Below are 25,164 nucleotides of genomic sequence, written 5' to 3'. Positions count from 1 at the left end.
TTCAACTATTTATTTTTGATACACTTCAAATTCTGAAACGCTAGGTTTATTTTTAGCGCTAGTGATAAATAATCTACATTTTTTAGATGTAACCGTTTCAAAATTGAATGTTTTAAGATCTCCAATAGAAGTTCCGTTAGCAAGATCTACCCATTGGTTTTCTTTTAAATATTGAACTTTATAATTGGTGATATGCTTGTCTATTTCTTTAAGTACAATAGTATTAAAAGTTACAGGCTTCACCCATTCTATCTCTAACCATTCCTTTTCTAAACCACTTGCTTTCCAATGCGTTTCAAGATTTTCATCATTCGCTCTAAAAGCTTCAAAAACTGGTAATTTATCAGATTTAATAGTCATTGAAGACGCATTCATTCGTGCTATTAAAGCTAAATTTTCTTGCTGATTTAACGGCTCTGGATAGGTTGTTTTTGTAAGTTGCGTCACGTTAAAATTATACACACCAGAACTAACTTCATAAATAACATAGTTTCCAACGGCATCACTTTTTTCTGTGCCTATATAGTTGATTCCATCAACATCTTCTGCAATAACATTACCTTCTAAAACATCTTGACTTGAAGTAGCCGGAATGTATATTTTAGCTGATGTATTTACAGGAACTTCAACTTGAAAAACTGCTGAATTATCCGTTTTTTTCCAATTTACAGTAATATCGCCATACATCGACGTGTAAGCTGTGTTAGCATATGTTAAATCGCCTACCGGAGCAGGTTTTACAATAAAACGTTTCATTCCAAATGTTTCAGAATCTGGTCTTATACCTCCAAAACCTTTGATAAAATAACCACCAATACCTGTGTAACACGTGTGTATTTGACTGCCACCTACCGCAGACCATCGCTCTGGCCATACCGTTTTTCCTTGCTCAATAAAATACCCATAACTTGGGTGGCGTTTATCTTGAAGTAGTTCGTAAATTAAATCCATACGTTCGCCGTACTCGGTAAAATAACGCGTGTAAAGTGCCTGACCAGAACTACCTGTATCATAATATGGAAATTTATACAATACTTGGTCTACCAAATTATCATATACCTTTTGTTTTTCTGATTCTGGTGTAATACCTGCAATTAATGCAAAAGCCTGATTTACTTGATGTCCTTCGCCATATTTCCCTGTTTCAGGATTGTAAAGTTCTTTATGCGTAGCCTTACGCTGTACCTCTAAACGGCTTGCAAAAACTTTTTCATCTTCATCTTTATCTAATGCTTCGGCAATATTTTTTGCCGCATCTAACATAAAAGCGTACACACAATTGTTAAAATGAGCAGACTCTGGCGAGTTACTAGACGTCCAGAAATTACCTCTTGGGGTACACCAATCTCCTAAACCAGGAAAAGCCATAGAACCTTGCTTCCCTACTTTTAACGCTCCGCCTGTGTTGTAATTAGAATGTTCGTATAGCCAATTCATCCATTTTTTTAATGCTGGATAATGGTTGTTAAGCAACTTTTTATCGCCCAACATTCTATACGTTTCCCAAATGGTAATTGGGCTGTTTGCCATCCACATTAAAAAGTTAAAATCATCACCATTAATTACGGCTCTCATTTTACCATTATCTGCTTGGGCATCTTGCATAAACTGTGCGTATTGCTCCATATAAGCACCGCTTTCAAAATTAGGCAAAGCATCACCGTACATAGCTGCTACGGTAACTTCTCCCCAACCACGTCTTTCACGGTGCGGACAATCTACCAAAATACCATCAATAGTATTTGCGATATAAGTGTCTAAATTAATTTCGTAAATTTTATTTAAAAGTTCGCTAGAGCTTTCAAATTTGCTAATCTGTTTACGATCATTTGTAATTACGTAACCCTTAATATCTTTTAATTCTGGTTTGTAATTTATCCCCTGAATAGTAACCCAACGACCACCTGCTAAATTAAAACGATTGGTAAAATGACCTTTACCAGATTTATCAAAAATATACATACTTCTTTGTTGCCAAGAAGAAGTTTGCCCTAACTGGTCGCTAATTTCGAAGGTAACTGTATCGCCTTCTGAACCGTTAAATAAATTCATCTCGAAGTAACCTGTGTAGTTTTCTCCCATATCTACCACGTAAGTACCATCGTTATTTTTTTGAACACCAATAGGTTTTACCTCTTTAAACTTAACTTGAGGCTCTACCATTTGCGCACTTAGAGTCGCAGTTATTTTACTTGTTGGCGGATTATTATCGGTGCTTTCTACAACTTTAGCTCCTTTTAAGCCTAAATAAATATCGGCTTTACCAATTTCTTTTGCATCAGACTGATTGAAAACAACGGCATTTGCCCAATTGCTATCGTCGTAATCTGCTTTGTTCCAATCATCTTCACGTAAACGCTCATCAATGACTTCACCACCAAAATTTAAAATATCCCAAGGCCCATAATAAGAACTATAACTTTTTTTACATTTCCAGGTTGTATCTGTTGCTAAAACCATATTATTACCTGCAACAGAAATATTAGCTTGCGCTTTAAATACAAACGGCGCATCGTGATACTCAACCATTCTTCCCCATCTAGCCCAACCTGCAGCGTGCCAAATACCAATAACGTTATCTCCTTTTTTAAGGTGATTTTTTATATCATAAGTTAAATACGGTAAACGTTTTTTCATTACCGAATACACCGGATTCATAACAGCATTACTTACTTTTTCGCCATTAACATAAACTTCGTGGTATCCAAAAGAAGCCACGTGTATAAGTCCAGATTCTGGAACATCAGTAAGTGTTACGTTTTTTCTGTACCAGTTATGATCTTTTTTTGTTTGGTCGTTTTTGTAAATCCAATCGCCTGTCCAATCTTTTTCGTTTAACAATCCCATTGCAAATTTGGCTGGCTCGCTCCAATTAGAAACGCTACCAGATGCATCCCAAACACGAACTTTCCAATAACAAATTTGTCCGGAAGTTAATGCTTTACCTTGGTATATATTATTAACAGATTGCGCATCTGAAACCTGGCCAGAATCCCATACATCACCTTTATTTGCGTTTAGATTTTCTATACTATTGGCTACTATTATTTGAAACCCTGTTTGCTTTTGACCACGGGTTTTATTTTTATCTATAATTTTCCAACTTAATCTTGGTTGTACATTATCTATTCCTAACGGATCTACACGGTATTCGCATTTAAGATCTATTGGCGTTACCTCGCTTTTAGTTTTTGAATTACAACTGATTATTGTTAACATAAAAACGGTAACAATAACAACTTTAAAAACGGAATTAAATGGACTTAATAATTTATTTTTCATTTGTAATATTTTTAAATAACCTTATATTTTTCTTCAATTTAAGCAACTCATTATTTATTTAAACCGTGTACCTGAAATTCGGCTATTGATGTAGGTTTTGTTGCCGTAGTAATAAATAATCGGCATTTTGTAGTTGTAACAGCATCAAATACTACTTCTTTATTGCTTCCGCAGGTACTACCTTTAACTACATCTATCCAATTGGTGCCATCCCAATATTCAATTTTAAAACTTGTTATATTATTTTCTAACTCATTTATAACAACTTTGCTTATTTTTTGAGGTTCCATCCATTCCATTTCTAACCATTCCTCATTTTTATTTTTTGCGCTCCACCAACTTTTATCATCATTATCATTCGCTCTAAATGATTCAAAACCTGGGTTTTGAGCATCTGTAAAGTACATAGAAGAAGCACTAGCTCTAGCTATTAAAGATAAATTACTCCCCTTGTATTGTGGTTTTGCATAATTTACTTGAGGCAATTTATTAGAAGTAAAATTATAAACACCCGATTGAACCTCATAAATGATATATTGACCAACAGCGTCATTTTTTTCAACTCCTACATATTTTATTCCTTCTGCTTTTGATGCTAATATATTTCCTTCCAAAACTTCATCAGCACTTGTGGCTGGTATATATACTTTAGAACTCGTATTTACTGGAATTTCGATATGTAAAGTTGCTTTACCTACTGTTTTAGTCCAATTGCTTATAATTTTACCGTACATAGATTCATGCGTCGTATTAGCATAAGTTAACTTACCAACAAGCGCAGGTTTAATTAAAAATTTTTGAAACCCATAATTCTCTGGATCTATACGAATTCCTCCAAATCCTTTTATAAAATAACCACCAATACCTGTATAACACGTATGTATTCTACTAGCCCCAGTACTAGACCATAATTCTGGCCACGTAGTTTCTCCTTGCGCTATGAAATAGCCATAACTTGGATGCCTTTTATCGATTAACAACTCATAAATAAGATCCATACGTTCCCCTTCTTCAATAAAATACCTTGTGTATAGCGACTGCCCAGAACTACCAACATCGTAATAAGGAAAACCATAAAGCATCTTATCTACTAAATTATCATACACTTTTTGTTTTTCTGATGCTGGAGTAACTCCAGAAAATAATGCGAAAATTTGATCTACCTGACGCCCCGTTCTATAATTTCCTGTATTAGAATCATACGTATTGGCGTGTGTAGCTTTGCGTTGTACTTTTAAGCGATCTGCATATTTGGCAACGTCTTCCTTTTCTCCTAACTCTTCTGCAACTTGCTTTGCAATATCTAACATATAGGCATATAAGCTATTATTAAAATGAACTGCATCTGGAGAATTCATACTTCTAAAATCGTTACCATGAGGAGTTGCCCAATCTCCTAAACCAGGAAATGCACGTTCCCCTTCTTTCCCTGTAATTAAGGAACCACCTTTTTCATAATCAGAATTATTTAGTAACCATGTCATCCATTTTTCCATAGATTTATAGTTGTCCTTCAATATTTTAATATCTCCAAAGGTTCTGTAGGTTTCCCAAATAGTAAGCGGATTATTAGCTTGCCACATTAAAAATGGTCTGTCGGCTTCATTTACAATACCACGCGTTCGGCCATCAGAAAATTGTGCATCTCTCATATACTGCATGTACTGATCCATATAAGCGCCACTTTCAAAATTAGGCAAAGCATCGCCATACATAGCTGCAACAGTAACCTCTCCCCAACCACGTCTTTCTCTATGCGGGCAATCCATCATAATACCATCTAGTGTATTGGCTAACAAGGTTCTAATATTCATTTCATAAATTTCATTTATCAATTTATTAGAACTTTCAAACGCACTTATTCTCTTTCGGTTACTTGTTATTGTATATCCTTTTATGTCATTAATATTAGGTTTATAATTTAAACCCGATAAGGTAAACCAACGTCCGCCTGCGTAATTAAAACGATTTGTAAAAGTTCCAGATCCACTTTTATCAAATACGTATTTACTACGTTGGCTTTTATTACATCTTACCTCTTTTATATCACTTATTTCTATAGTAACGGTATCTCCAACAGCACCATTTTTAAGATTTATTTCAAAAAGACCTGAATAATTAGTCCCCATATCAACACGATAAGTACCATCATCATTTTTTGAAATTTTGATAGGTTTGTGTTCTTTATATTTAACCTGAGGCTCTACCATTTGAGCGCTTATTGTATGAGACATTTTTCCTTTACTAATAACAGCGTTCCCCCACAAAGCATCATCAAAACTAGCTTCATTCCAGCCTTTCACTATTCTACGAGCATCAATTAATTCTCCTCCAAAATCTTGAATTTCCCACTGACCAATATACTCACTATAACTGTTAGCACATTTCCAGGTTGTGTCTGAGAGTAAATCGATAGACTTGCTTTTTGTTTTAATATTTGCCTGTAATTTAAACGCATACGGAACATTTTTATGTTCATTAATACGTGTCCAACGTGTCCAACCAGCAGCATGCCAAACAGCAATTACGTTATCTCCCTTTAATAACTGATCTGAAATATCATAAGCAATATAAGGCACTCTTTTTTTAAGATATGAAGAAGCAGGATTAAGAATATTATCCGTAATTTTTTTACCATTTACATACAATTCGTGATACCCCAAAGAAGCCACATACACCATTGCAGATGTAGGCGCATCTTCTAATATAAAGTTTTTACGATACCAATTGTGGTCTAACTTAGATTGGTCTTCTTTCTGTATCCACTCGCCTTTCCAATCTTCCGCATTTAGTAAACCTATTGTAAATTTAGCATTATCACTCCATGCAGATACTTTACCTGATGCATCCCAAACACGTACTTTCCAGAAACATTGTTGTCCTGATAGAAGTTGCTGCCCTTGGTAAATGGTATTTACAGAAACATCACTTTCTATTTTTCCTGAATCCCAATAATCTCCTTTATTAGAATTTAAATTATTTAAACTACTAGCTACTAAAATTTGATAAGCAGATTGCTTTTGACCACGAGTTTTATTTTTGTCTATAATTTTCCAACTTAATCTTGGTTTTACGTTATCTATCCCTAAAGGATCTGTGCGATATTCGCATTTAAGATCTGTTGTATTTACTGTTGCAAAAGAGTTATAACTAGTAAAAAATAAAGTTAACACCCCTACTACAAGCAACTTATAATACTTTATTGTAAAACGGTAATTTAAAATATGTTTCATACTTAAAAAAAGCATTTTTTGATTTTATTTTTTTTATAAATTTAATTTGAAATTTTAACTTAACTATTCTGTAGTATCATGCCTCTTTTATTCTGTATTTTTACCCAAAGTAGTTAGTAAATAGATAACAATACAAAATATCTAATTCTTGTAAAATTAAAGAACAATAATGATTGTATCAATTAACAATTTGATATATTTATTGCACAAAATGATACCACTTTGAAGGAAAGAAACAAAAAATATTTGATCATTTTTGAACAAGACAAAAAATGGGGTTTTTTCATTAATAATTTAGGAAGTACAAAAATAAATAAGAATGAAGAATACCCATCTAAAGGACATCCTGGGAGATATATGTTTACCTGGGAAAAAGGGAGGGTTTTAGATGAATTTCATTTTGTATTAATAACAGAAGGTGAAGGAATTTTTGAAAGTAAAGAAACGGGAAAAAAGAAAGTATCTGCAGGAGATGGTTTTCTACTTTTTCCTGGTGTTTGGCATCGATATAAACCAACTAAAGCAATTGGATGGACAGAAAATTGGGTTGGTTTTTCTGGTACTATTGCCAAACAATTGCTTTCTAACGGCTTTTTTAATCCTCAAAACCCAATAATACCTAAATGCAACCAAGTAAGTATTCTTAATTATTTTGATAGTCTTTTTAAACTTTTTAACAACGAACCTTTTGGCTACCAACGTTCAGCATCGGGCATATGCATGCAATTGATGGCAGAAGCATATAATATACAACAACATAATAGTGATGACAATTATTTAGGATCGATGGTTTCTTACACCAAACATTTAATGTATAAGAAAATAAATGAATCTATCGATTTAAAGAAAATAGCGTTAGACCTTGGGGTTAGTTATTCTAAATTTAGAATTGATTTTAAAAAACAAACAGGAATATCACCTTTGCAATACTTTTTACTTCTAAAAATAGAAAAATCAAAAGATTTATTAATTAGAACAAACAAAACACAAAGAGAAATTGCTTTTGAACTAGGTTTTGAATCTGATTATTACTTTAACCGGTTGTTTAAGCAAAAAATAGGCATTACACCAAAACAATATAGAAACAGTAAAAACTAACTTTTTTATAACTTAAAAAAAGATACCTAAATAACGCTTATTTATTTATTTTTATCACCTTAAAACAAGGTAGTTATTAGGTGATAAATAGCACTAATTTGTATCTTTGTTTTTAAAATTTCACTTCAATTACGAATTACACTTATACTAAAAAAATGAAAACATTTCTAAAGGATGACTTTTTACTTCAAAATGATTTTGCAAAAAAGTTATATCATGATTTTGCCAAAAAACTACCGATTATAGATTATCATAATCATTTATCACCTCAACAAATAGCAGAAGACACTCAATTTGAAAACATAACACAAGTTTGGTTATATGGCGATCATTATAAATGGAGAGCAATGCGTGCTTTTGGTATCAATGAGAAATATATAACAGGGAATGCAACTGATAAAGAAAAGTTTTTAAAATGGGCAGAAGTGGTTCCTTTTACAATTAGAAACCCTTTGTTTCATTGGACTCATTTAGAATTGAAAGCTTATTTTGGAATTGATGAAATTTTATCATCAGAAAATGCAGAAGAAATTTACAATAAAACAGCTAAACTATTACAAAACAAAACACACTCTGCTAATGGTTTATTAAAAATGCTAAATGTAGAAAGTTTATGTACAACTGATGATCCTATTGATGATTTAAAACATCATATTGCTATTCAAAAAGATGCTTCTAAAGTTAATGCTTTTCCAACTTTTAGACCCGACAAATCTTTTGCCGTAGAAGATGTAAAAGCTTACAACCAATATCTTACAGCACTAGAAAAAGCAAGTAGTTTATCTATAAATAGTTATCAAGATCTTTTAAATGCTTTAGAAAATAGAATTTCTTTTTTTAATGAAAATGGCTGTAGATTGTCTGACCACGGTTTAGAACAATTATCTTATTTTGATACTGAAATATATGATATTGCTACACTTTTTAATAAAGTGAAAGCTAACGAAAACTTAACGAATGAAGAGGTTGCTTTCTTTAAAGCAAAAACAATGATTTCTTTAGGTAAAATGTATCATAAAAAAGGCTGGACACAACAATTGCATTTGGGTGCAATTAGAAATAATAATAAACGATTATTAAGTGAACTTGGACCTGATACAGGGTTTGATTCTATTGGAGATTTCTCTCAAGCTAAAGCCTTAAGTGGTTTTTTAAACACCTTAGACAGCACTAATCAATTAACAAAAACTATTGTTTACAATTTAAACCCTGCAGATAATGAAGTATTTGCAACTATGGTTGGTAATTTTAACGATGGTACTATTAAAGGTAAAGTACAGTTTGGTGCAGCTTGGTGGTTTTTAGACCAAAAAGACGGAATGGAAAAACAAATTGAAACGCTTTCTAATCAAGGTCTATTAAGTTGTTTTGTTGGAATGCTAACCGACTCTAGAAGCTTTTTATCTTTTCCAAGACATGAATATTTTAGAAGAATTTTATGTAATATTATTGGTACTGATGTTGAAAAAGGAGAATTACCGAATGATGAAAAATTCTTAGGTAAAATTGTAAGTGATATTTGCTATTACAATGCTAAAAATTATTTCAATTTTAAAAATAAATAGGCATCACTTACTTTTTATTAAAAATTAAAAAAACTTAAAACATTAAAATTAATGTTTTAAGTTTTTTTTTAAACTAGGTAAATTCTATTTAACTTACTGTAATTGCTATAGACAATTCTTTATTACTTTTATCTAAAAAAAACTCTAAAGGAATTGCTTCTACACCAGGAACCATATTAAAAGTTCTGGAACCTACAATTTCTTTCATTTTTATAGCAGTATTTGCTTTTATTCTTACCAATCCTTCTGGTTTCTGAATTGTAATTTCATCATCATTTACCCAACTAACCACTTCTCCTGTTGGTGATGCTATTGGCAAAACAAAAGCCGTATTTTCTATAATGGGCTGTTTTGTTTTTACACAAATATTCATTTCATCTACCGTACATTTATAAGCTATTTTAAAGTCAGAAGCAGTTTCTGCTACCACTTCTCTTGCTTCATTTTTAAGTTTTACATCTGTTAGTAATTCTATTTCGCCATTGCTATCGGATGCACTTACATTAGCTGTTAAATCGAAAAGATTTGTATACCATTGCTTACCTTTATAAGTTTCTATTCTAGGTGTTAAAGCGATATCTTTACCGGGTTGTACTTGTTGATTGTTTTTTTCTACCAATTGATAAACGGCCATACTTGCAGCACATAATAAACCAACTTTATTGTGATATAAAACCCCTAAAGCACCTCCTGTTGCCTGACGAAAATCATACTTATAATGGTATTCTGCATCATAAGCACTTACCGTACCTCGCCAATCTCCACGTGCAAAAAGTGAAACATCTAAATCTTTAAAATGAGTAACTCCATCTGCATTTTTTCTAGGTAAAGCTGTATTTTTATTAATCTCTGGTAAATGTTGCCAATGATCTAATAACGCTGTTAATGGTTTTGCATGCGTAAAAGTATGATGCACACAAGGAGGTACTCCATGAGATATAAAGTGTGGGCCTCCATGGATTAAACCATCTGCCGTACAACGTTGCAATAATTCTGTATTTTTTACAGCAGCAGTACCAAATGCCGGGTTTATATGGGCCATCATACCAAATGCTGGCTGACTACCATCGCAAGTTCTACTCCCCCAGTAACTCCATTTGTATTGACGCGTACCCCAACTATTATCCCAAGCGCCATCTGGTAACATAAATTCTAAATGACTGTTTAATGATTTTGTTACTAATTGTAATAATTCTTCATCTTTCACTTTTAAGGCGTACATTACTAAACTATTTAATGTTTCTTCAACATTATAGCCTAAATCTACACCGTGTAAACCTTTTACACTTAATTTTTTTGAACTCTTTTTACACTCTCCAAATAATAAACCTTCGTTTTCTGTAAAATACAGTTTTACATCTGCTGCTAACGTTTTACTTTTAGCAATAAATGCGTCATTTTTAACAATATTTCCTATTAGATTTAAACCATAAATGGCTGTTCCTGGATAATTAATATTAGTAAAGTCTATGGTAAATGTATCGTAAATATACTGTCCTGCTTTTTCCAAACGAACTGTCCATGCTTTGCGAGTTGCTGCATCTAAAACATGTCCGTGATAATGCAAAGCTTCCGCTAAAGCAATCGCTCCAAAAACAGTAATCCCTTTCCACGAATTTGGATTAGGAATAACACTCCAACTACCATTTTCTTGAGAAACGTTATGTTCTGCCCAACCCATTACTAAAATTGCTCCTTCTAAATATTTTTTATCTCCAGTAACATCTGCCATATATAAAAAAGGGTACACCGCATCCATACAACGCCCATGAATGTGTGAGCATGATGGGCAACCTAAAGCTCCGTGTTCTTCTAAATTAGATGGATTGTTTATTTGTACACGCAACATACCATCACACCAATCTTTTAAAAGATTAGATGTTAATTTTTTAAACTCTAGAGAATGATCTGCATGATTTGAACATGAATTTAAAATACCTGCAGTTGGCAGAGATAAACCTAAACCTGCTAATGCAGACAATTGTAAAAAACTACGTCTTTCCATTTTTATATTTTAATTTATAAGGTAATAACCTTTTGTGCATTTTGATAAAATTCTGTCAATTCGAGTGAATTTTACGGTTGCAATGCGTAAAATTTGTATCGAGAATACGTATTTTAAGTTATTAAATTGTCCTCTATATAATTTTTCATACCTCAAAATCAATCGAACATATATTTTAGAGTTAAAAAAAGATCAAAATGCACAACAGGCGGTAATACTATAATTTTAAAGTAACTTATTTTATAATTAGTTTAGAATGATATACTTTTTGTTGATCATCTAAAACCTTAATCAAATAGACACCAGGTTTAAAAATATTCTCTTTATTTACTAGAATATTTTTACTTTTAGTTGCATTTTTATAAACAACCTTACCTAAAACATTATAAATCTTAACGCTGGTAGCATTTATATTATTTAGTTCTATTGTAAAATTACTGTTTGCAGGGTTTGGGTATACTTTTACAGATGATAACGCAACAACTTGGTCATTAACACTTAAAGAAGCACTTGTAGATTCTACTTTCCATTTACTTCTTGCTTCCGTTTCTTCTGCAGGAAGGCTATAAAACTCTCCATCTTCTTGATGATATAAAAATCTATTTTGATCTTTTGCTTCAAATCGATAAGTATCATCTGATTCATTATAATGTACAGTCCAAATTTTATCAGAATCTGTAGCAGGTGCCCCTTTACCTGTATTTATAATTATATATGGCGGAGTATTACCACCACCAGTAGCACGTAATATACCTTTACTTGTTTCACTATCTATATTATAATACACTTTAGATTGGTATTCTGTTTTTACAAATGTCCATTCTTTTTCTACTCCTTCACCAGAATCACTACCAGTTACAGCTGCCTCATTTGATGTTAAATACTTACCCGAACCTACATTTTTTAATCGGTACACATCGCCTGTTAAATTCGTTTTATCTTCTTCTATTACTTCAATTGTAATTTCTGATGACTCTACATTTTTATCACTATCATTATATGCTATTGCCTTGATAATATACGTACCAACATCCGAAGGTACCCAGTCTAACAAATAAGGATCTGTTGTATCTGTTTCTAGCAACTCTCCATTAACAATAAATTCAACTTTTGTAAGTGCTCCTGTATCTGTCGTTGCTTTTGCGTATAGCTGAACGTTTTCTCCTTCTTCAAATTGTTGATTATCTGACGGAGATAATAAAGATACCTCAAATGGTTTTGGACCATTTTTAATATTTAAATCAATTATTTGTAAATACGTAGGTTGTGTATCATCACTATCAGATGCATTGTTTTCTAATAAATAATAATATAATTTACCTTCATGAATATTAACAATCCCTTTTCTAAATCGTTTACCAGATGTAGCTTCATATACTCTAGAAAACAAATTTGTTCCACCAGGTGCTTGTTCTACATAAGGTCTACCAGAAGAATTTAAACCAATAATATATATATTTTCTCCAGAAGAATAAAGAGCTTCTGCTCCTGCAAAATCTGTAGTTGTTATAAATTCTGTTGCTCCAGAAGGTTTATAAGTATGCACATACTTAGTTATGTTATTCTCATTATCTTTTACTTTACCAATAAAATGTACGTCTTCATTATCTGTTACAGTAAAATCAAAACCACCTACAATATTCACTTTATCTTTTAAAGTAGTTACTACTAAATCTCCTGGTTCTGAAACTAATATTTTATCTGCATCTGCTAACGGTCTTGTAAACCCCGTTCCTTCATGATTTTTCCATTGTGTAAGTCCGCTTGGGTCATCAGAATACGCATAATAAAATCCATTTTGATATTGATATTTATCAACTCGATTATCGGATCTTCTTTGAAAACCTATTCTTAACTTACCATTTAAGTATTTAAAATCTCCATATAAGCCCCAGTTATATTCACTACCATAACTTGATGCTTGCATTCTGTTAAATTCTGTATAACCTTCCCAATCAGTTCCATCGTATTTAGCAAATAAGAATTTTCCGTTATTAGAATAACCAAACCTCATTTTCATAAACAAATCACCTTCATCATTTATAAAAAATGCAGGATAGGTTAATAATCTAGTAGTATTTAAATCATTTATACCAGGAAAAGCTAAGTGTTTGTAATTGTTGTTAGGAGATTGAATGAATAAATCTAAAACAAATTCATCATCAGGTACTGTTGCTGCATCAGCTACGGTGTAAGAATATCTTAAATAATCATTAGCAAAAGCGGCTACGTTACCATTTCTATGCATGTCATACAACATGTGTATTGTACCGTTTTTGGGAGAAATACCTACAGCAATTGTATTGTGTGTTTCACCAATCCACCACTTACCATTATACCCAGTATGTTGATGCGGAAATTCTATTGTTTTTTGAGTACCTGTTTTTGTATTGTATCTTGTAAGCATAACATGGCGGTCATCTTTACCTCCTCTATACCAGGTCATAAAAACATAATCTCCATAAACCTTTATACAATCTCCGTGAGGTGTAAGTGCTGGTCCATAAACATAATCATAACCCGTTGTTGAGTTAGTGGTTGTGTTAAGTGCAACCTTATTACCATTAAAATACATAGCAAGATCGGTTATTTTAACTTCCTTCTCTAACGTTACTTGAGCAATTGCAACCTGAAAAGATAACAAAGTTAAAGTTGCAAATATTAAATTTTGTAATGTGGGTTTCATCTTAAATAACTAATTTAAATTCGTTTTTAATATAATTTATATGTTGTATAATAACATTTTATAAATATAATTTGAAGTTTTTTTTAATCCATCCTGTTATAACCTGATTGCTTGTTTCTTTTTCTTAAAACAAAAAAAGCCTCAACTTAAAAAAGTTGAGGCTTTAAAATCTATTTTATTTTTAATTAAAATGAATTTATTTTTAATTGAATTGTGTGTTTTCCAGGAGCTAATCTTACAACTTTAAAAGCAGAAGGTACTTTTTGTCCATTATGGATAAAATCTTTTCCTTCTAGGTTGTTTAATGAAAACTCAGCAACCATGTTACCAGGAATTTCAATTTCATAAGTTTGCAACCTTGGTCCGTTATATTTATAAGATGCTTTTATTGTTCCTCTAACCGTTGGTACTTCTATAGAGCTAGATTTAAGTTTACTCATTTGAGGTTTAATAGTAGCTACTTCAAAACCTGCTGTTTTAGGTTTTATACCCCACAAACCTCTAGGTATGGCATTTGCAGGTACTGCTCCCCATGCATGGTTCCAATCTAAATTATTTTTATAAGAATTATCCCAAGCTTCTAAAGTAATGGTAGATCCAATACGAATCATATTGTACCAACTTCTTTTAGCTTTACTTGCTAATAATTCTAAAGCATAATCTGCTTCACCTGCATTATACAAGCCATCCATTAAAAATTGCGATCCGTAAACACTACAAGCCATTCCTCTAGATTTTACATAATCTACAACCGATTTAAAATGCTCTTCTGGTACTAATCCAAATGCTAAAGGCATCATATTTGCGTGTAAAGAGGCATGATCTGTACCAATACCATCAACATAAATACCTCGTTTTTTATCGAACATTTGTTCGTTAACAGCCTTTTTTGCTTTTGCTGCTCTTAATTCAAAATCTAAAACTTCTTGAGTTTTACCTAAAATTTTAGCAAATTCAGACATAATTTTCATGTTTTCATAAAAGAAAGCATTAATTACTGTACTGTATGGCTTAAATACAAAACCATCTCGTTCTCCTTTGGTTTTACTTCCATTAAAATTAGCTGATGGCCAGTCTACAATATCTGTTAATGGTTTTTTATATCCATCTGCAAAACCTAGTTTACGCATAAATTCTTTATCTACTTTTGTTGATGTTATTAATCCATCTTCATTAGATAATTCAAACAAAGTTTTATGTTTTAGTTCTTCATAATAACGTTCTATAAGCTCTGTATTTCCTGTATACATATAATCTGCATAAATAAGCAATGCAACATGTTGTTGCCATTCTGTTGGCCATGTTGGATTTTTCATAAAATACTCTATAGTACGTCTTGCCATTGCATACTCTCTATCTGTAGTATAATGGCTTAATTGATTTAAATAAGCATCTGCCTCATAAGGTATTCTTTCTCTATCTCCGTCTACATACAAACCATTAAAAGTAGTTGCTTTTATAGAGTATTTAGATAAATCCCAAACTTGGTTTAAGATATCATTATCACTTTTAAAACTACTTGCTTTTTCATCCCAATAAGTATGGTAAGCCAATTGTGTAAAGTTATCTGCAAAAATTGGTGCTTGTACTCCTTCTACTTCTGCATATCTAAACGGCACTAAAGGAGGAAATCCTTTTGGTAACGCAATTGCTTTATTTGCTCTTGTATTTCTTTCGTCTGTATGTACTTTTATTTGATAGTTTGTTTGACCTGGTTTTACATCAATTTTTATTTCTTGATAACGAATTGTACTTTTCTTTGGTGGAGTTCTATTAACATTTCCGTTATCATCAACCATTTCACCAACTCTAAAGGTTAATGTGTGTGGGGTTGTTGCATTGTATGTAAAATTGATGGTTGCAAAAGCTGCTTTACCAAAATCCATAAAATAGAAATTATTTCTTTTTTCAAATTTTACAGGTTTAATTTCATCTACCTGAAATTTATTTTCTGTAGAAATAATATAACTATCACTTTTACCTGTAGTAAATTTTTGAGCCTCAGAATAATCTACCAATCTATTATCTTCATCCCAAATTCTTACTTTCCAAAAATATGTTTTTCCAACCTCTAAAGGGTTTCCTTTAAATTCTACATTTGAAGACGCATCAGACCTTACTTGACCACTATCCCAAACATCTCCGTTGTTATTATTAATACTTTCTAGATTAGAAGCTACTAATATTTGGTATGCAGATTGAAATTTAGATGCTAACGGAACCGTCCATCCAAATTCTGGTTTGGTATCAAAAATTTGAACATCTGTACCTGGTTTTCTTATTAACTCTACAGTTAAATCTGTTGGCGCTGCTCTATATTTATCGCTATTTCTTTTAATAAGCTCATCTGTTTTTGCTCTTAATTCGGCTAAAACTTTAGCGTATTTTCTTTTACCAACAAGGTTTTTTATTTCTTTTGGATCTTTTTTAAGATTGTATAACTCTTCTAAAGATTTATCATTTACATATCTAAAGTATTTCCATTCTTCTGTACGCACTCCTTCACTTGGTGGTATTTCGCTAAAATCCCAAATATGTTCTATTAAAATAGTATCTCTAGCAATGGTATTTACATCTTTTAAAACTAAAGGTTTTAAACTTTTTCCTTGCCAAGTTTCAGGTATTTTTACACCTGCAAAATCTGCAATTGTAGAAGTAACATCTATATTTAAAACCATTTCATTGATGTCTTGATGTTTGTTTACTCTAGGATCAAAAATCATTAATGGAACTCTTATTGAGTTGTCATACATTAACCATTTTCCTGCCATTTGACGCTCTCCTAAAAAGTAACCGTTATCTCCCATAACAATAATAACAGTATTTTTATCTAATCCTTTTTCTTTTAGTTTTTTACGGATTTTAGCAATTTCTAAATCTACACCCGCTATCATTCTATAATATCCTTTTAAACTATGCTGATATTTTTCTGGCGTGTCATATCTCCAAGTCCAACGTAATCTGTTAAAACCTTTTCTAACAATTTCTGGTTGTGCATTAAAATACTTATCCTCAGAAAGATCTGCTTTAGGTATGGTAACATCTGTTAATAGATTGTCTGTAGCATCTTGCCAAAAGTATTGGTCTGGAGCACTATCATGTGCATGTGGCGCACTAAAACTTAAAGATAAACAGAAAGGTTTTTCTTTAGAAGAATCATCTATAAAATCTAAAGCTTGCTGCCCTGTATATCTTGTTAAGTGAACAGTATCCTTACCAATTGTTTTATAAAAGTAACTTCTTTTGTCTTTAAATTTATGGTTTCTATCATAAGATTCATAAACATCAAATTGTTTGTCTAATTCTTCATATCTAACTCCATATTTACCAAAAAAACCAGTATGATATCCTGCATTTTTTAAGATCGTTGGATACGAATTATCCATATACTCACTTCTAATATTTCCTGTTTGAAAATTAAAATTATGAGTTCTTTCATGCAAACCTGTTAAAAGACTTGCTCTACTTGCCGCACAAATAGGTGTGGTTACAATGGCATTCTTAAAATAAGTACCCGATTTTGCTAGTTTGTCCATTTCTGGAGTTTTTACATAGCTATTACCTACGTACCCAATAGCATCAAAACGCTGATCATCCGTTAAAATAAATATGATATTTGGTTTTTCTGGATTATCTTTATTTTGTTGAGAATAAATTGGTTTAAACATAGTTAAAGCCAATACTAGTACTAATAAAAACCTTTGTTTTTGCATCATAAAATGTTACTTTATTAATATTATATTTCTATTTTAATCTAATAATAACAGTGAATTTAATTACACTTCTTAAAGATTTAAAAGTAAATTAGTTGTGGTAAAATCGTATCCTGTTCTATCCTGAAAAACAATACTTTTACTAAGCTCATAATTATTATTAAAGCACGCATATCTCTAATTATAAAGCCATTGTTTCTTTACAAATTAATAATTGTTATTGTTTTCTTTTTCATAAATAATATCTAAAAAAGGCTAATGCTACTAACTTTAACTAATATACCTCAGATAAAAGTACAATTGCTGGGTAAATAAAGGCCATTATAAAACAAATTCTTAATAGTAACAACACATATATTACTAATTAAAAACGCTATAATAATTTACTTATTCTTAATTACATTTGTTAACAAAAAAAAGGTAGTAAATTAATTTACTACCTTTTTAATAATTAGTTTTTATAAAAAATTGGTTTCTATTAATTAAAAACCAGATCCTGGCGCTTCTATACTTTGCGCTTGTGCTTTTTGTGGGTTTAATATCATATAAGTTCCTAATGCCGTTAAAGCAGCATATTTACCGTAATTACCAATCTTTTTTATAGCTTCTTTTCGAGAAATATTTTCTGTATGTGTTTCTAGTTGTTTCATCTTTTATATTTTTTAAATTCTCGTTAATTATTCTAAAATTATTTTCTTATTCAATTTACCAGCTTCAGTTTCTAACTGAACAATATAAACACCTGTAGCTAATTTTGGTAATGCAATATTATTTATAGCAGACGCTTTAAAAGAAGAATTCATTACTGTTTTACCTATTAAATTAACTAATGATACTGATACTTTTCCTTGTTGTAAACCAACTATTCTTAAATTAGAATTATCTGTCTTAAAAATACTTACTCCCTCTAATAATTCTGATTTTAAACTTAAAACAGAAAAAGCACTAGTGTGTATAAAAAAACGTCCTTCGGTTGTAGCACTAGTTACTCTTGTTGTATACGATGCATTTGCTTCATCTAATCTTGTAAGAATATTATTTGTTTTATCTTCTAAATACACATTATAACCAGCTGGTACGTTTAAAGATTTTGCCGAAAAAATGATTTCTGAATTTGCAGGAGCTTTAACTCCTACAGGAACTACCATAGTTTCTAAACCTTTGGTTGGTAATGATTGTATTGCTAAGTTTTTAGTTGTACTCTCTAATAATTGAGTGTATACTTGAAAATCTTCTGAATAGCCTCCAAATACAGAGCTATCATAACCATTATCAAAGGAAGTGGTTGTATTATCTATATATCTAATAGCTGTTTTACGACTTAATTTATCTGTAGAAATAGTTAAATCAATTTCAAATCTATTATTTGTATTTTTTAAGAAAACATCTCCATTTGTAGCATGTGTTTCTAAATCTTTATCAAAAGTAAAAGCACCTCCGCCAGTTTTAGCTTTTACAAAAAACCCTTGAGCTGGACTTATGTGATATGCTGCTGCATCTGATTTATTAACTGTTACCCATGTTGCATTATCTCCATCCCATAGCCATATAGTAGCTTCATCTAAAATTGAATTATTATCTAATAATACATTGTGAGTTGCATTAGCTGCATCATTTGCATATATATAAGACAAATATGGATTACCTACTAAATTATATCCATTACCTGCATCTGAAATAGTAACAGATGTAGTTGCACCATGATGATATTTACCATTCATAGTATAAGAAGCGTTACTAGGTGAATTATCTAATAATATAGAATAACCTGCTGCATCTGTTAAATTACCAGATGTTTTACTTGCTTCTAAAGTATAAACATATTTAGAACCAGAAGCATTTGCATCATCATAACTTGCAAAAGAAGTTTTAGATCCATCTCCTGTAAAACCATTAGCTACACTATTTGCAACTGTGTTTGTTGAACCTGTAAGAAATTTAGATTTTTTAGCATTTAAGAAAGGACTAGAAATTAAAAACCACTTATTGTTAGATAATACTTTTCTTAAATAAATTCTTCTATCTGTTATTGTTCCTTTAATTATAAGAGTTGGAGGAGCACCTGTACCATGAAAAAGTCTAAGACTATTGTCAAATCTTCCTAAAGACACATCTCCTTCTACAGTTAAAGTAGAACCATCTCTTAAATCTACCCCTCCACTAGAACCAGTTGTTAGGTTGTTACATACCGCATCGTTACCTGTAGAAACACCTACAATATGATTCGTACTTACAAAAACATCATCAATACTAGAAGGCACGGTGTTTGCGCCTCCATTAGCATTTGGGTCTGTAATTGCCCAAGTTGCAGGTGTACTCCAATCTCCAGAACCTGTACTAGTAAAAACTCGTTGAGCAGAAATACTTAAAGAAGCTAAAAAGCAAGATGTAAGTAATAATTTTTTCATAATGTTTGTTTTAATTTTAATTGTTAATTGGCTCCAAATTAATGGCTTAAAATATACTAACCATCCTGCTCTATACTGATTTTTGATAAAATAACATATAATTAAGTTAATTTTGATGTGTTTTACAGTTTTAACGTAAAAAATATGGCCCATCTTAATGATGAGCCATATAATTTTACCTTATAAAAAAAGAATCTTAATTACTTACCTATATATCAGTCTTTTATTTTCACCTGTTTCAATTTTTAATAAATACATTCCTTTAGAAAAAGAACTTATATCAACCTGTTTTCCGTTACCTTCTATTATTAAACTACCTAAAATTGAATAAACTTTCCATTGATGCGATTTATTTAAATTAAACTTACCGTCATTACTAGGTACAGGAAACACTTTTAACTTTTCTTCTAAAATATTTACATCAGTTGTACTTAATGTTCCTACTTTTTCTAGGGTTACAAAATCATAACTTGGTCCTGCTCCTCCAGATGGAATATAAAGTTCTAACACCTGTTTTCCTGCTTGCAAGTCAAATTTAGGCGATGTATAATCTCCAAAAACACCTATTCCTATTTTTACAATTCCAGAAGTTGTAGACCCTGCTGGTAAAGAAAATAATTCTTTTGATGTTGATAAATCCTGAGTCAATATTTTTGCCGAAAAAGGTTTAGAGCTAGAAGAAAACCTTTTATAATTTATCAACATTTGATAACTACCTGCTTCAGCCACATCTATGGTATACCTTGTAAACTCACCACCAGATAAACTTCCTAAAACAAACCCAGATCCAGCTGCAGAAATATCTACATCCTCTCCTACTTCTGTTCTATACGCTCCGCCTGTGTTACCAATTATTGAATCATGAAAAGCAAAGCCTTCTCCACCAATATCATAATCTTCCATTTGTATAACTCCAGGAACTTTATGAGCTGAACCACCGTAAGGTTGTAAAACGAAATCTCTAATATCTAGAGTTATTGAGGTCTCTGAGGTCTGATTTCTATTATCTGTAAGTACTAATTTTAAAACATAAGTACCTGTATATTTTCTAATAAGGTATCTGTTTGCTCATTAAAACCCCATCTAAATGCAGCCGTAGAGATAGAACGGACCAATACGTTATCTAAAAATAGGCTTATATTATTTATTTTAGAGGATTCTAATGTAGTTAATGCTTCAACTTCTATTACCTATTCTTATTTCATCGAAATTAAAAACAAAGAAGAAGATAATATAATTAATAAATATAAGAAAAAAGAAAATTACACAATCCTGTCCTATACTGCAATCCATTGATAAACAATAAGTAAGAAAACTTTACAGACAAGCTAAAATTTATTTTTTAAGATAGGCTATTTTTAAGCTTAAGTATTAGGTGATAGCATTATAAAAAACAAGCCCCTTTGTCTTGGGGGAGACAAAGGGAACTTGTAAATTAATTCAATAAAGTTAAACAACCTTATGTTTCAAAACTACTTTATGAAAGAAAGATGTCTGTCCTGTATTCACCTGTTTTATATTGTTAAAATCTGACTTTTAATTTTCATAAAACCTTCTGTTAATTTTTAAAATATAACATATTTACAACCAATTACTTATATGACTTTTTTCTACATTATAAAGAAAGTTATTTTTAGTTAAATTTTTCACAAAAAAAACACGTCCCTTTTAATTAAAAGAAACGTGTTTAATAAATACTAATTCAAAATTAATGTTGTTTAAAAAACTACACTGTAAATTTAGTTTAATAAAGAGTGTTACTTATCCTGCTCTATCCTGTATAATAAAATTAAGAATGTAAGTAACTAGGTTTAAACTTTCTGTATTTACAGCAATAAGCTTCTAATTTTATGCATAATTAAAATATTTATAAAAATAAAAACATTCAATATAAAAAGACAATTTTGCCAATTTTATATTGAATGTTAAAAAATTAAATATTTTTTAAAGACTCTTTTACTCTAAGAATTTAAAAGAATCTAGTTCTAAATAAAAATTATGATCTCCTATAAACTTAAAATAAAGATCTCTTTTTCCTTTTATTTTTTTTATTGTAGAAACTATTTTTTGCGTTTCCTTTTTTTTATTTGATGAGCTTATAAAAACACTCCCTAAAAGTTTCCCTTTAACACCACCATCTCTAATTTCTAATTTCCCTTTTTCTTGAATATTCTTAACAGTAAATTCTATTTTAGATTGTTTATTAAGGTTGATGTTTGCAAACCTTACCCAGCTTTTATTTTGAATGTTGGTTAATAAAAACCCTTTTCCTAGAGTTCCTTTTTTTTCAATTTCTGATGATTTTTCATAAAACCACTCTGCCTCAATAACATTCCAAGAAGCATCGTATTGGCCAACTCCATTTTTAAAATGTGCATCTAAAAATTGTGTGTCTGTAACTATTTTTCCATCATCAGAAATATGACAATACGTTATAATAGTTTCTCTAAACTTAAAACCTTTCTTTAAATAATAACACCAAACATGGTAAAACTGACCTTTCCACCAAAAGAAACTTCCATGAGCAAATTCATCTAAATGATGTCCTTTTCCCAAAGCCCCAACAGATTGGTAGGGTCCATAAATATTTTTTGAAACCGCATAATCTCTACCCCAACTTAAATAATAGGTGTTATTATACTTAAACACATAATTTTTATCCATCCATTTCGGAGCATTTTTCCATAAATCTCCATGTATTGTAATTGGTTTTGGTGTTTCTGCGGTAGATATCATATCATCATTTAACGCTGCTATATAATAAGCCTCAGATTTATCCCCATAAATAATATATGGAGTTTTATTTTTATCATCATCTATAAAAATAGTAGGATCGTGCATAGGAGCAACCAAAGGTTTATTTAAAGCATCTTTAAAAGGCCCTTTTGGAGAGTCTGATACCATAACACCAATTCCTCGTTTTTTATCTGAAAAGTAAAAATAATATTTACCTTTTCTAGTAGATGCGTCACTTGCCCAACAATCAAAACTATTATCATCCATATAATTTTCTTTAGGAGATATTGTCTCTTCTAAAGTAAAATCTAATAAATTGGTAGATGAAAATACACGCCAATCTTTCATATTCCATAACTTATCTTCCGGACTAGAATCGTGTCCGGAATATAAATAAATAGTGTCATTAAAAACTCTAATATGAGGATCTGAAACACCTTCTTCTTTCGTTATAGGATTTTGTGAAAAACTTATTTGAGTTAACAAAAAAAGCACATAAAGTAAACTATATTTTTCTCTGTTAATCATAAAATATTATTGTTTATAGATACCTGGAACAATTTTTAAATTTAATTGTTCGTTATCTTTTGGCCATTTTAAAATGGTTAATTGTTGATATTTTTCATTCCAAATAAAGTTAGAAATATTGGTTTTGTTTAGTCCCTTTACCAATTCTAACCCTACGTTTTTAAGCGGATTATAAACCAATACTACATCTGGTCCGCACATTATAGAAAACCCATCAGGATAGTGTCTATTTGCACCTATAAAAATTTGTGATGCTCCTTTGCTATTGTCTGTTTTAACATTAACATTTAAAGTTCTTGTTGCAAAATTAAAAAGAAATGAATTAATAGTTCCTGCAATTGTTTGTGGGTAAGGTCTTGCAATAATGTCTGTAATATATTTTCTTTCTGATGTACCAACAGCATTTTTATCTGAAAATATAGCCCAAGTTGATGGTCCACCGGGCATAAAATTTTGCATACTAGGATTTCCAGAAAACCATGCTTTTATACTACCTACCCCCATTTGATCAAAAACTTCAGCAGTTTTTATATAAAGCTCTCTATATTTATACTGCCCTAAGTTACCAACTAAAGTAGTATCTGTTTTAGCAAATGTTGGAAAACCCCATTCGCCAATTAAAATAGGTGCTTTTAACATTATTGCTTCTTTATCAAAACGACTCATTACGGGTTGTACCAAATCTTGTTTATTTTGATAAATGTGCGGAGAAAAAACAATGTTTTTTCTATTTACAGATGCCGTTATTTCGGCATATTGATTGTTATCGACTCCTTCTCCTTTATTCATAAAAATAGACTGAATTAAAATCTTTTTATTAGAATTAATTTTTTGACTTTCGTCTATTATTTTTTGATAAACAGGTATTAAATAATCATTAGTTAAATCTTTATAAGAAATATTCATTGTTAATTTTCTTGGTTCATTAACCACGTCATAACCTACAACATAATCTTCATTTTTAAAATGATGCCAAACTTTTTTCCAAGCATTCATATAAATTTCATGTTCATTATTTTTGTTTGCCCAAAAAGCTTCCCAAGAGAACTTTTTAACACCATAAACCGTCATTTTAAAAACTGTTTTAATGCCTACTTTTTTTCCGAATTCTACCAAACGTTCTAATTGATCTAAATAACTTTGTTCGAATTTAGCACCCGGAAAATTACTTAATTTACCTAATTCTAAGCGCACAACTTGGTAGTTTGCTCCCATTCTAACCATTCTAACAAAATCTTCATTTTTAAAATCGCCAGCGTTTGTAACAATAACAAAACCTCTAGGAATAACGTGTCTTCCACTTTCATCTCGCAGTCCGTGTTTTATTTGTGCATTAGAAGTAGTAAGTAAAAGTAAAAAAAGTAATAGTGATAAAATATTTTTCATATTCTGATAATTATATATAGTATGTTAAAGTTTTAATAGTTTAAAAGATTTGGTATCTGTTTTAAAAAAATACAAACCTTTATTAAATTTTGTAAGATCAATTTGTGATCCTTTTCCTTCTTTTATTTTGTTAATTCCGCCAATCATTCTAATAAGATTAACATCGATATCGTGTCTTACTCCTGCTCCTTTTGTTGGTCTAATACAATTTACTAGTGTCCAAACATTAAACAGTTTTTTTTTTTAGAATTTGTAAAATCTGTAAACAAGGTTACTTATGCGTTTACAGTAAAAAATGCAAACAAATAATACATAAAAGTTATACTTTTTTTCATAAAACAAGAAAAAATAATTGGGTAATAAATTTACGTCCAAGTTTCACTAAACCCGTCCTGCTCTATCCTGATACGTAAAAAAACACCATCAATTAAGATGGTGTTTTTATTTGCTTTTAAAATTTAAAATATCTTTTTCTTTTCCTTAAAAAAAGAAGCAAATATTAAAACATAAAATCCAACTAAAGG

Annotated in this window: 12 protein-coding genes; 2 read left to right on the top strand and 10 right to left on the bottom strand. The window is 30.8% G+C overall.

The features are described from left to right. Positions 1 to 9: 9 nt before the first annotated feature. Positions 10 to 3,282, bottom strand: a complete 3,273-nt coding sequence (locus tag GQR92_RS00780) for a family 78 glycoside hydrolase catalytic domain (RefSeq protein ID WP_158837332.1) — start codon at positions 3,280 to 3,282, stop codon at positions 10 to 12. Positions 3,283 to 3,332: 50 nt separating this feature from the next. Then, the gene (locus GQR92_RS00775) at positions 3,333 to 6,515 is read right to left on the bottom strand and encodes a family 78 glycoside hydrolase catalytic domain (protein ID WP_158837331.1); all 3,183 of its coding nucleotides are present in this window, start codon (positions 6,513 to 6,515) and stop codon (positions 3,333 to 3,335) included. Between the two features lie 246 nt (positions 6,516 to 6,761). Here GQR92_RS00775 and GQR92_RS00770 point away from each other — a divergent pair, with 246 nt between their 5' ends. Both GQR92_RS00770 and uxaC read left to right on the top strand, forming a co-directional pair. Next, positions 6,762 to 7,613, top strand: a complete 852-nt coding sequence (locus GQR92_RS00770) for an AraC family transcriptional regulator (protein WP_233269926.1) — start codon at positions 6,762 to 6,764, stop codon at positions 7,611 to 7,613. Positions 7,614 to 7,768: 155 nt separating this feature from the next. After that, on the top strand, positions 7,769 to 9,178 hold the full coding sequence (gene uxaC, locus GQR92_RS00765) for a glucuronate isomerase (RefSeq protein ID WP_158837330.1): 1,410 nt from the start codon (positions 7,769 to 7,771) through the stop codon (positions 9,176 to 9,178). A gap of 88 nt (positions 9,179 to 9,266) precedes the next feature. Here uxaC and GQR92_RS00760 read toward each other — a convergent pair whose 3' ends face one another. The 8 genes from GQR92_RS00760 to GQR92_RS00730 all read right to left on the bottom strand — a co-directional run bounded on the left by GQR92_RS00760 (position 9,267) and on the right by GQR92_RS00730 (position 24,640). Beyond that, positions 9,267 to 11,183, bottom strand: coding sequence for a hypothetical protein (locus GQR92_RS00760; protein WP_158837329.1), 1,917 nt, complete (start codon positions 11,181 to 11,183; stop codon positions 9,267 to 9,269). A gap of 235 nt (positions 11,184 to 11,418) precedes the next feature. Next, entirely contained in the window at positions 11,419 to 13,869 is a 2,451-nt protein-coding gene (locus GQR92_RS00755) for a T9SS type A sorting domain-containing protein (protein WP_158837328.1), read from the bottom strand. A gap of 185 nt (positions 13,870 to 14,054) precedes the next feature. After that, positions 14,055 to 17,585: a sulfatase-like hydrolase/transferase gene (locus GQR92_RS00750; RefSeq protein WP_233269924.1), complete on the bottom strand. Its 3,531-nt coding sequence runs from the start codon at positions 17,583 to 17,585 to the stop codon at positions 14,055 to 14,057. 479 nt (positions 17,586 to 18,064) lie between these two features. Next, positions 18,065 to 18,232 (bottom strand): hypothetical protein, encoded by a 168-nt coding sequence (locus GQR92_RS17760; protein WP_199269165.1) that lies wholly within the window; start codon positions 18,230 to 18,232, stop codon positions 18,065 to 18,067. Between the two features lie 27 nt (positions 18,233 to 18,259). Continuing rightward, positions 18,260 to 19,990, bottom strand: coding sequence for a T9SS type A sorting domain-containing protein (locus GQR92_RS00745; protein WP_158837327.1), 1,731 nt, complete (start codon positions 19,988 to 19,990; stop codon positions 18,260 to 18,262). A 204-nt stretch (positions 19,991 to 20,194) separates the two neighbouring features. Further along, positions 20,195 to 20,893 (bottom strand): T9SS type A sorting domain-containing protein, encoded by a 699-nt coding sequence (locus GQR92_RS00740; protein WP_158837326.1) that lies wholly within the window; start codon positions 20,891 to 20,893, stop codon positions 20,195 to 20,197. 1,053 nt (positions 20,894 to 21,946) lie between these two features. Continuing rightward, positions 21,947 to 23,254, bottom strand: a complete 1,308-nt coding sequence (locus GQR92_RS00735; protein WP_158837325.1) for a family 43 glycosylhydrolase — start codon at positions 23,252 to 23,254, stop codon at positions 21,947 to 21,949. A 6-nt stretch (positions 23,255 to 23,260) separates the two neighbouring features. Next, positions 23,261 to 24,640 (bottom strand): cellulase family glycosylhydrolase, encoded by a 1,380-nt coding sequence (locus GQR92_RS00730; RefSeq protein ID WP_158837324.1) that lies wholly within the window; start codon positions 24,638 to 24,640, stop codon positions 23,261 to 23,263. Between the last annotated feature and the right edge of the window lie 524 nt (positions 24,641 to 25,164).

The sequence above is a fragment of the Polaribacter sp. L3A8 genome (assembly GCF_009796785.1).
Classification (GTDB): Bacteria; Bacteroidota; Bacteroidia; order Flavobacteriales; family Flavobacteriaceae; genus Polaribacter.
The sequence above is the reverse complement of the archived record's forward strand: the minus strand, read 5'-3'. Positions and strand labels throughout refer to the sequence as shown.

Excerpts from the sequence above, each read along its gene's own strand:
- GQR92_RS00735 (WP_158837325.1), bottom strand. The coding sequence starts at position 23,254 with ATGATTAACAGAGAAAAATATAGTTTACTTTATGTGCTTTTTTTGTTA.
- GQR92_RS17760 (WP_199269165.1), bottom strand. The coding sequence starts at position 18,232 with ATGAAACAACTAGAAACACATACAGAAAATATTTCTCGAAAAGAAGCT.
- GQR92_RS00755 (WP_158837328.1), bottom strand. The coding sequence starts at position 13,869 with ATGAAACCCACATTACAAAATTTAATATTTGCAACTTTAACTTTGTTA.
- GQR92_RS00750 (WP_233269924.1), bottom strand. The coding sequence starts at position 17,585 with ATGATGCAAAAACAAAGGTTTTTATTAGTACTAGTATTGGCTTTAACT.
- GQR92_RS00730 (WP_158837324.1), bottom strand. The coding sequence starts at position 24,640 with ATGAAAAATATTTTATCACTATTACTTTTTTTACTTTTACTTACTACT.
- GQR92_RS00780 (WP_158837332.1), bottom strand. The coding sequence starts at position 3,282 with ATGAAAAATAAATTATTAAGTCCATTTAATTCCGTTTTTAAAGTTGTT.
- GQR92_RS00760 (WP_158837329.1), bottom strand. The coding sequence starts at position 11,183 with ATGGAAAGACGTAGTTTTTTACAATTGTCTGCATTAGCAGGTTTAGGT.
- GQR92_RS00745 (WP_158837327.1), bottom strand. The coding sequence starts at position 19,990 with ATGAAAAAATTATTACTTACATCTTGCTTTTTAGCTTCTTTAAGTATT.
- GQR92_RS00775 (WP_158837331.1), bottom strand. The coding sequence starts at position 6,515 with ATGAAACATATTTTAAATTACCGTTTTACAATAAAGTATTATAAGTTG.
- GQR92_RS00740 (WP_158837326.1), bottom strand. The coding sequence starts at position 20,893 with ATGGAAGATTATGATATTGGTGGAGAAGGCTTTGCTTTTCATGATTCA.
- uxaC (WP_158837330.1), top strand. The coding sequence starts at position 7,769 with ATGAAAACATTTCTAAAGGATGACTTTTTACTTCAAAATGATTTTGCA.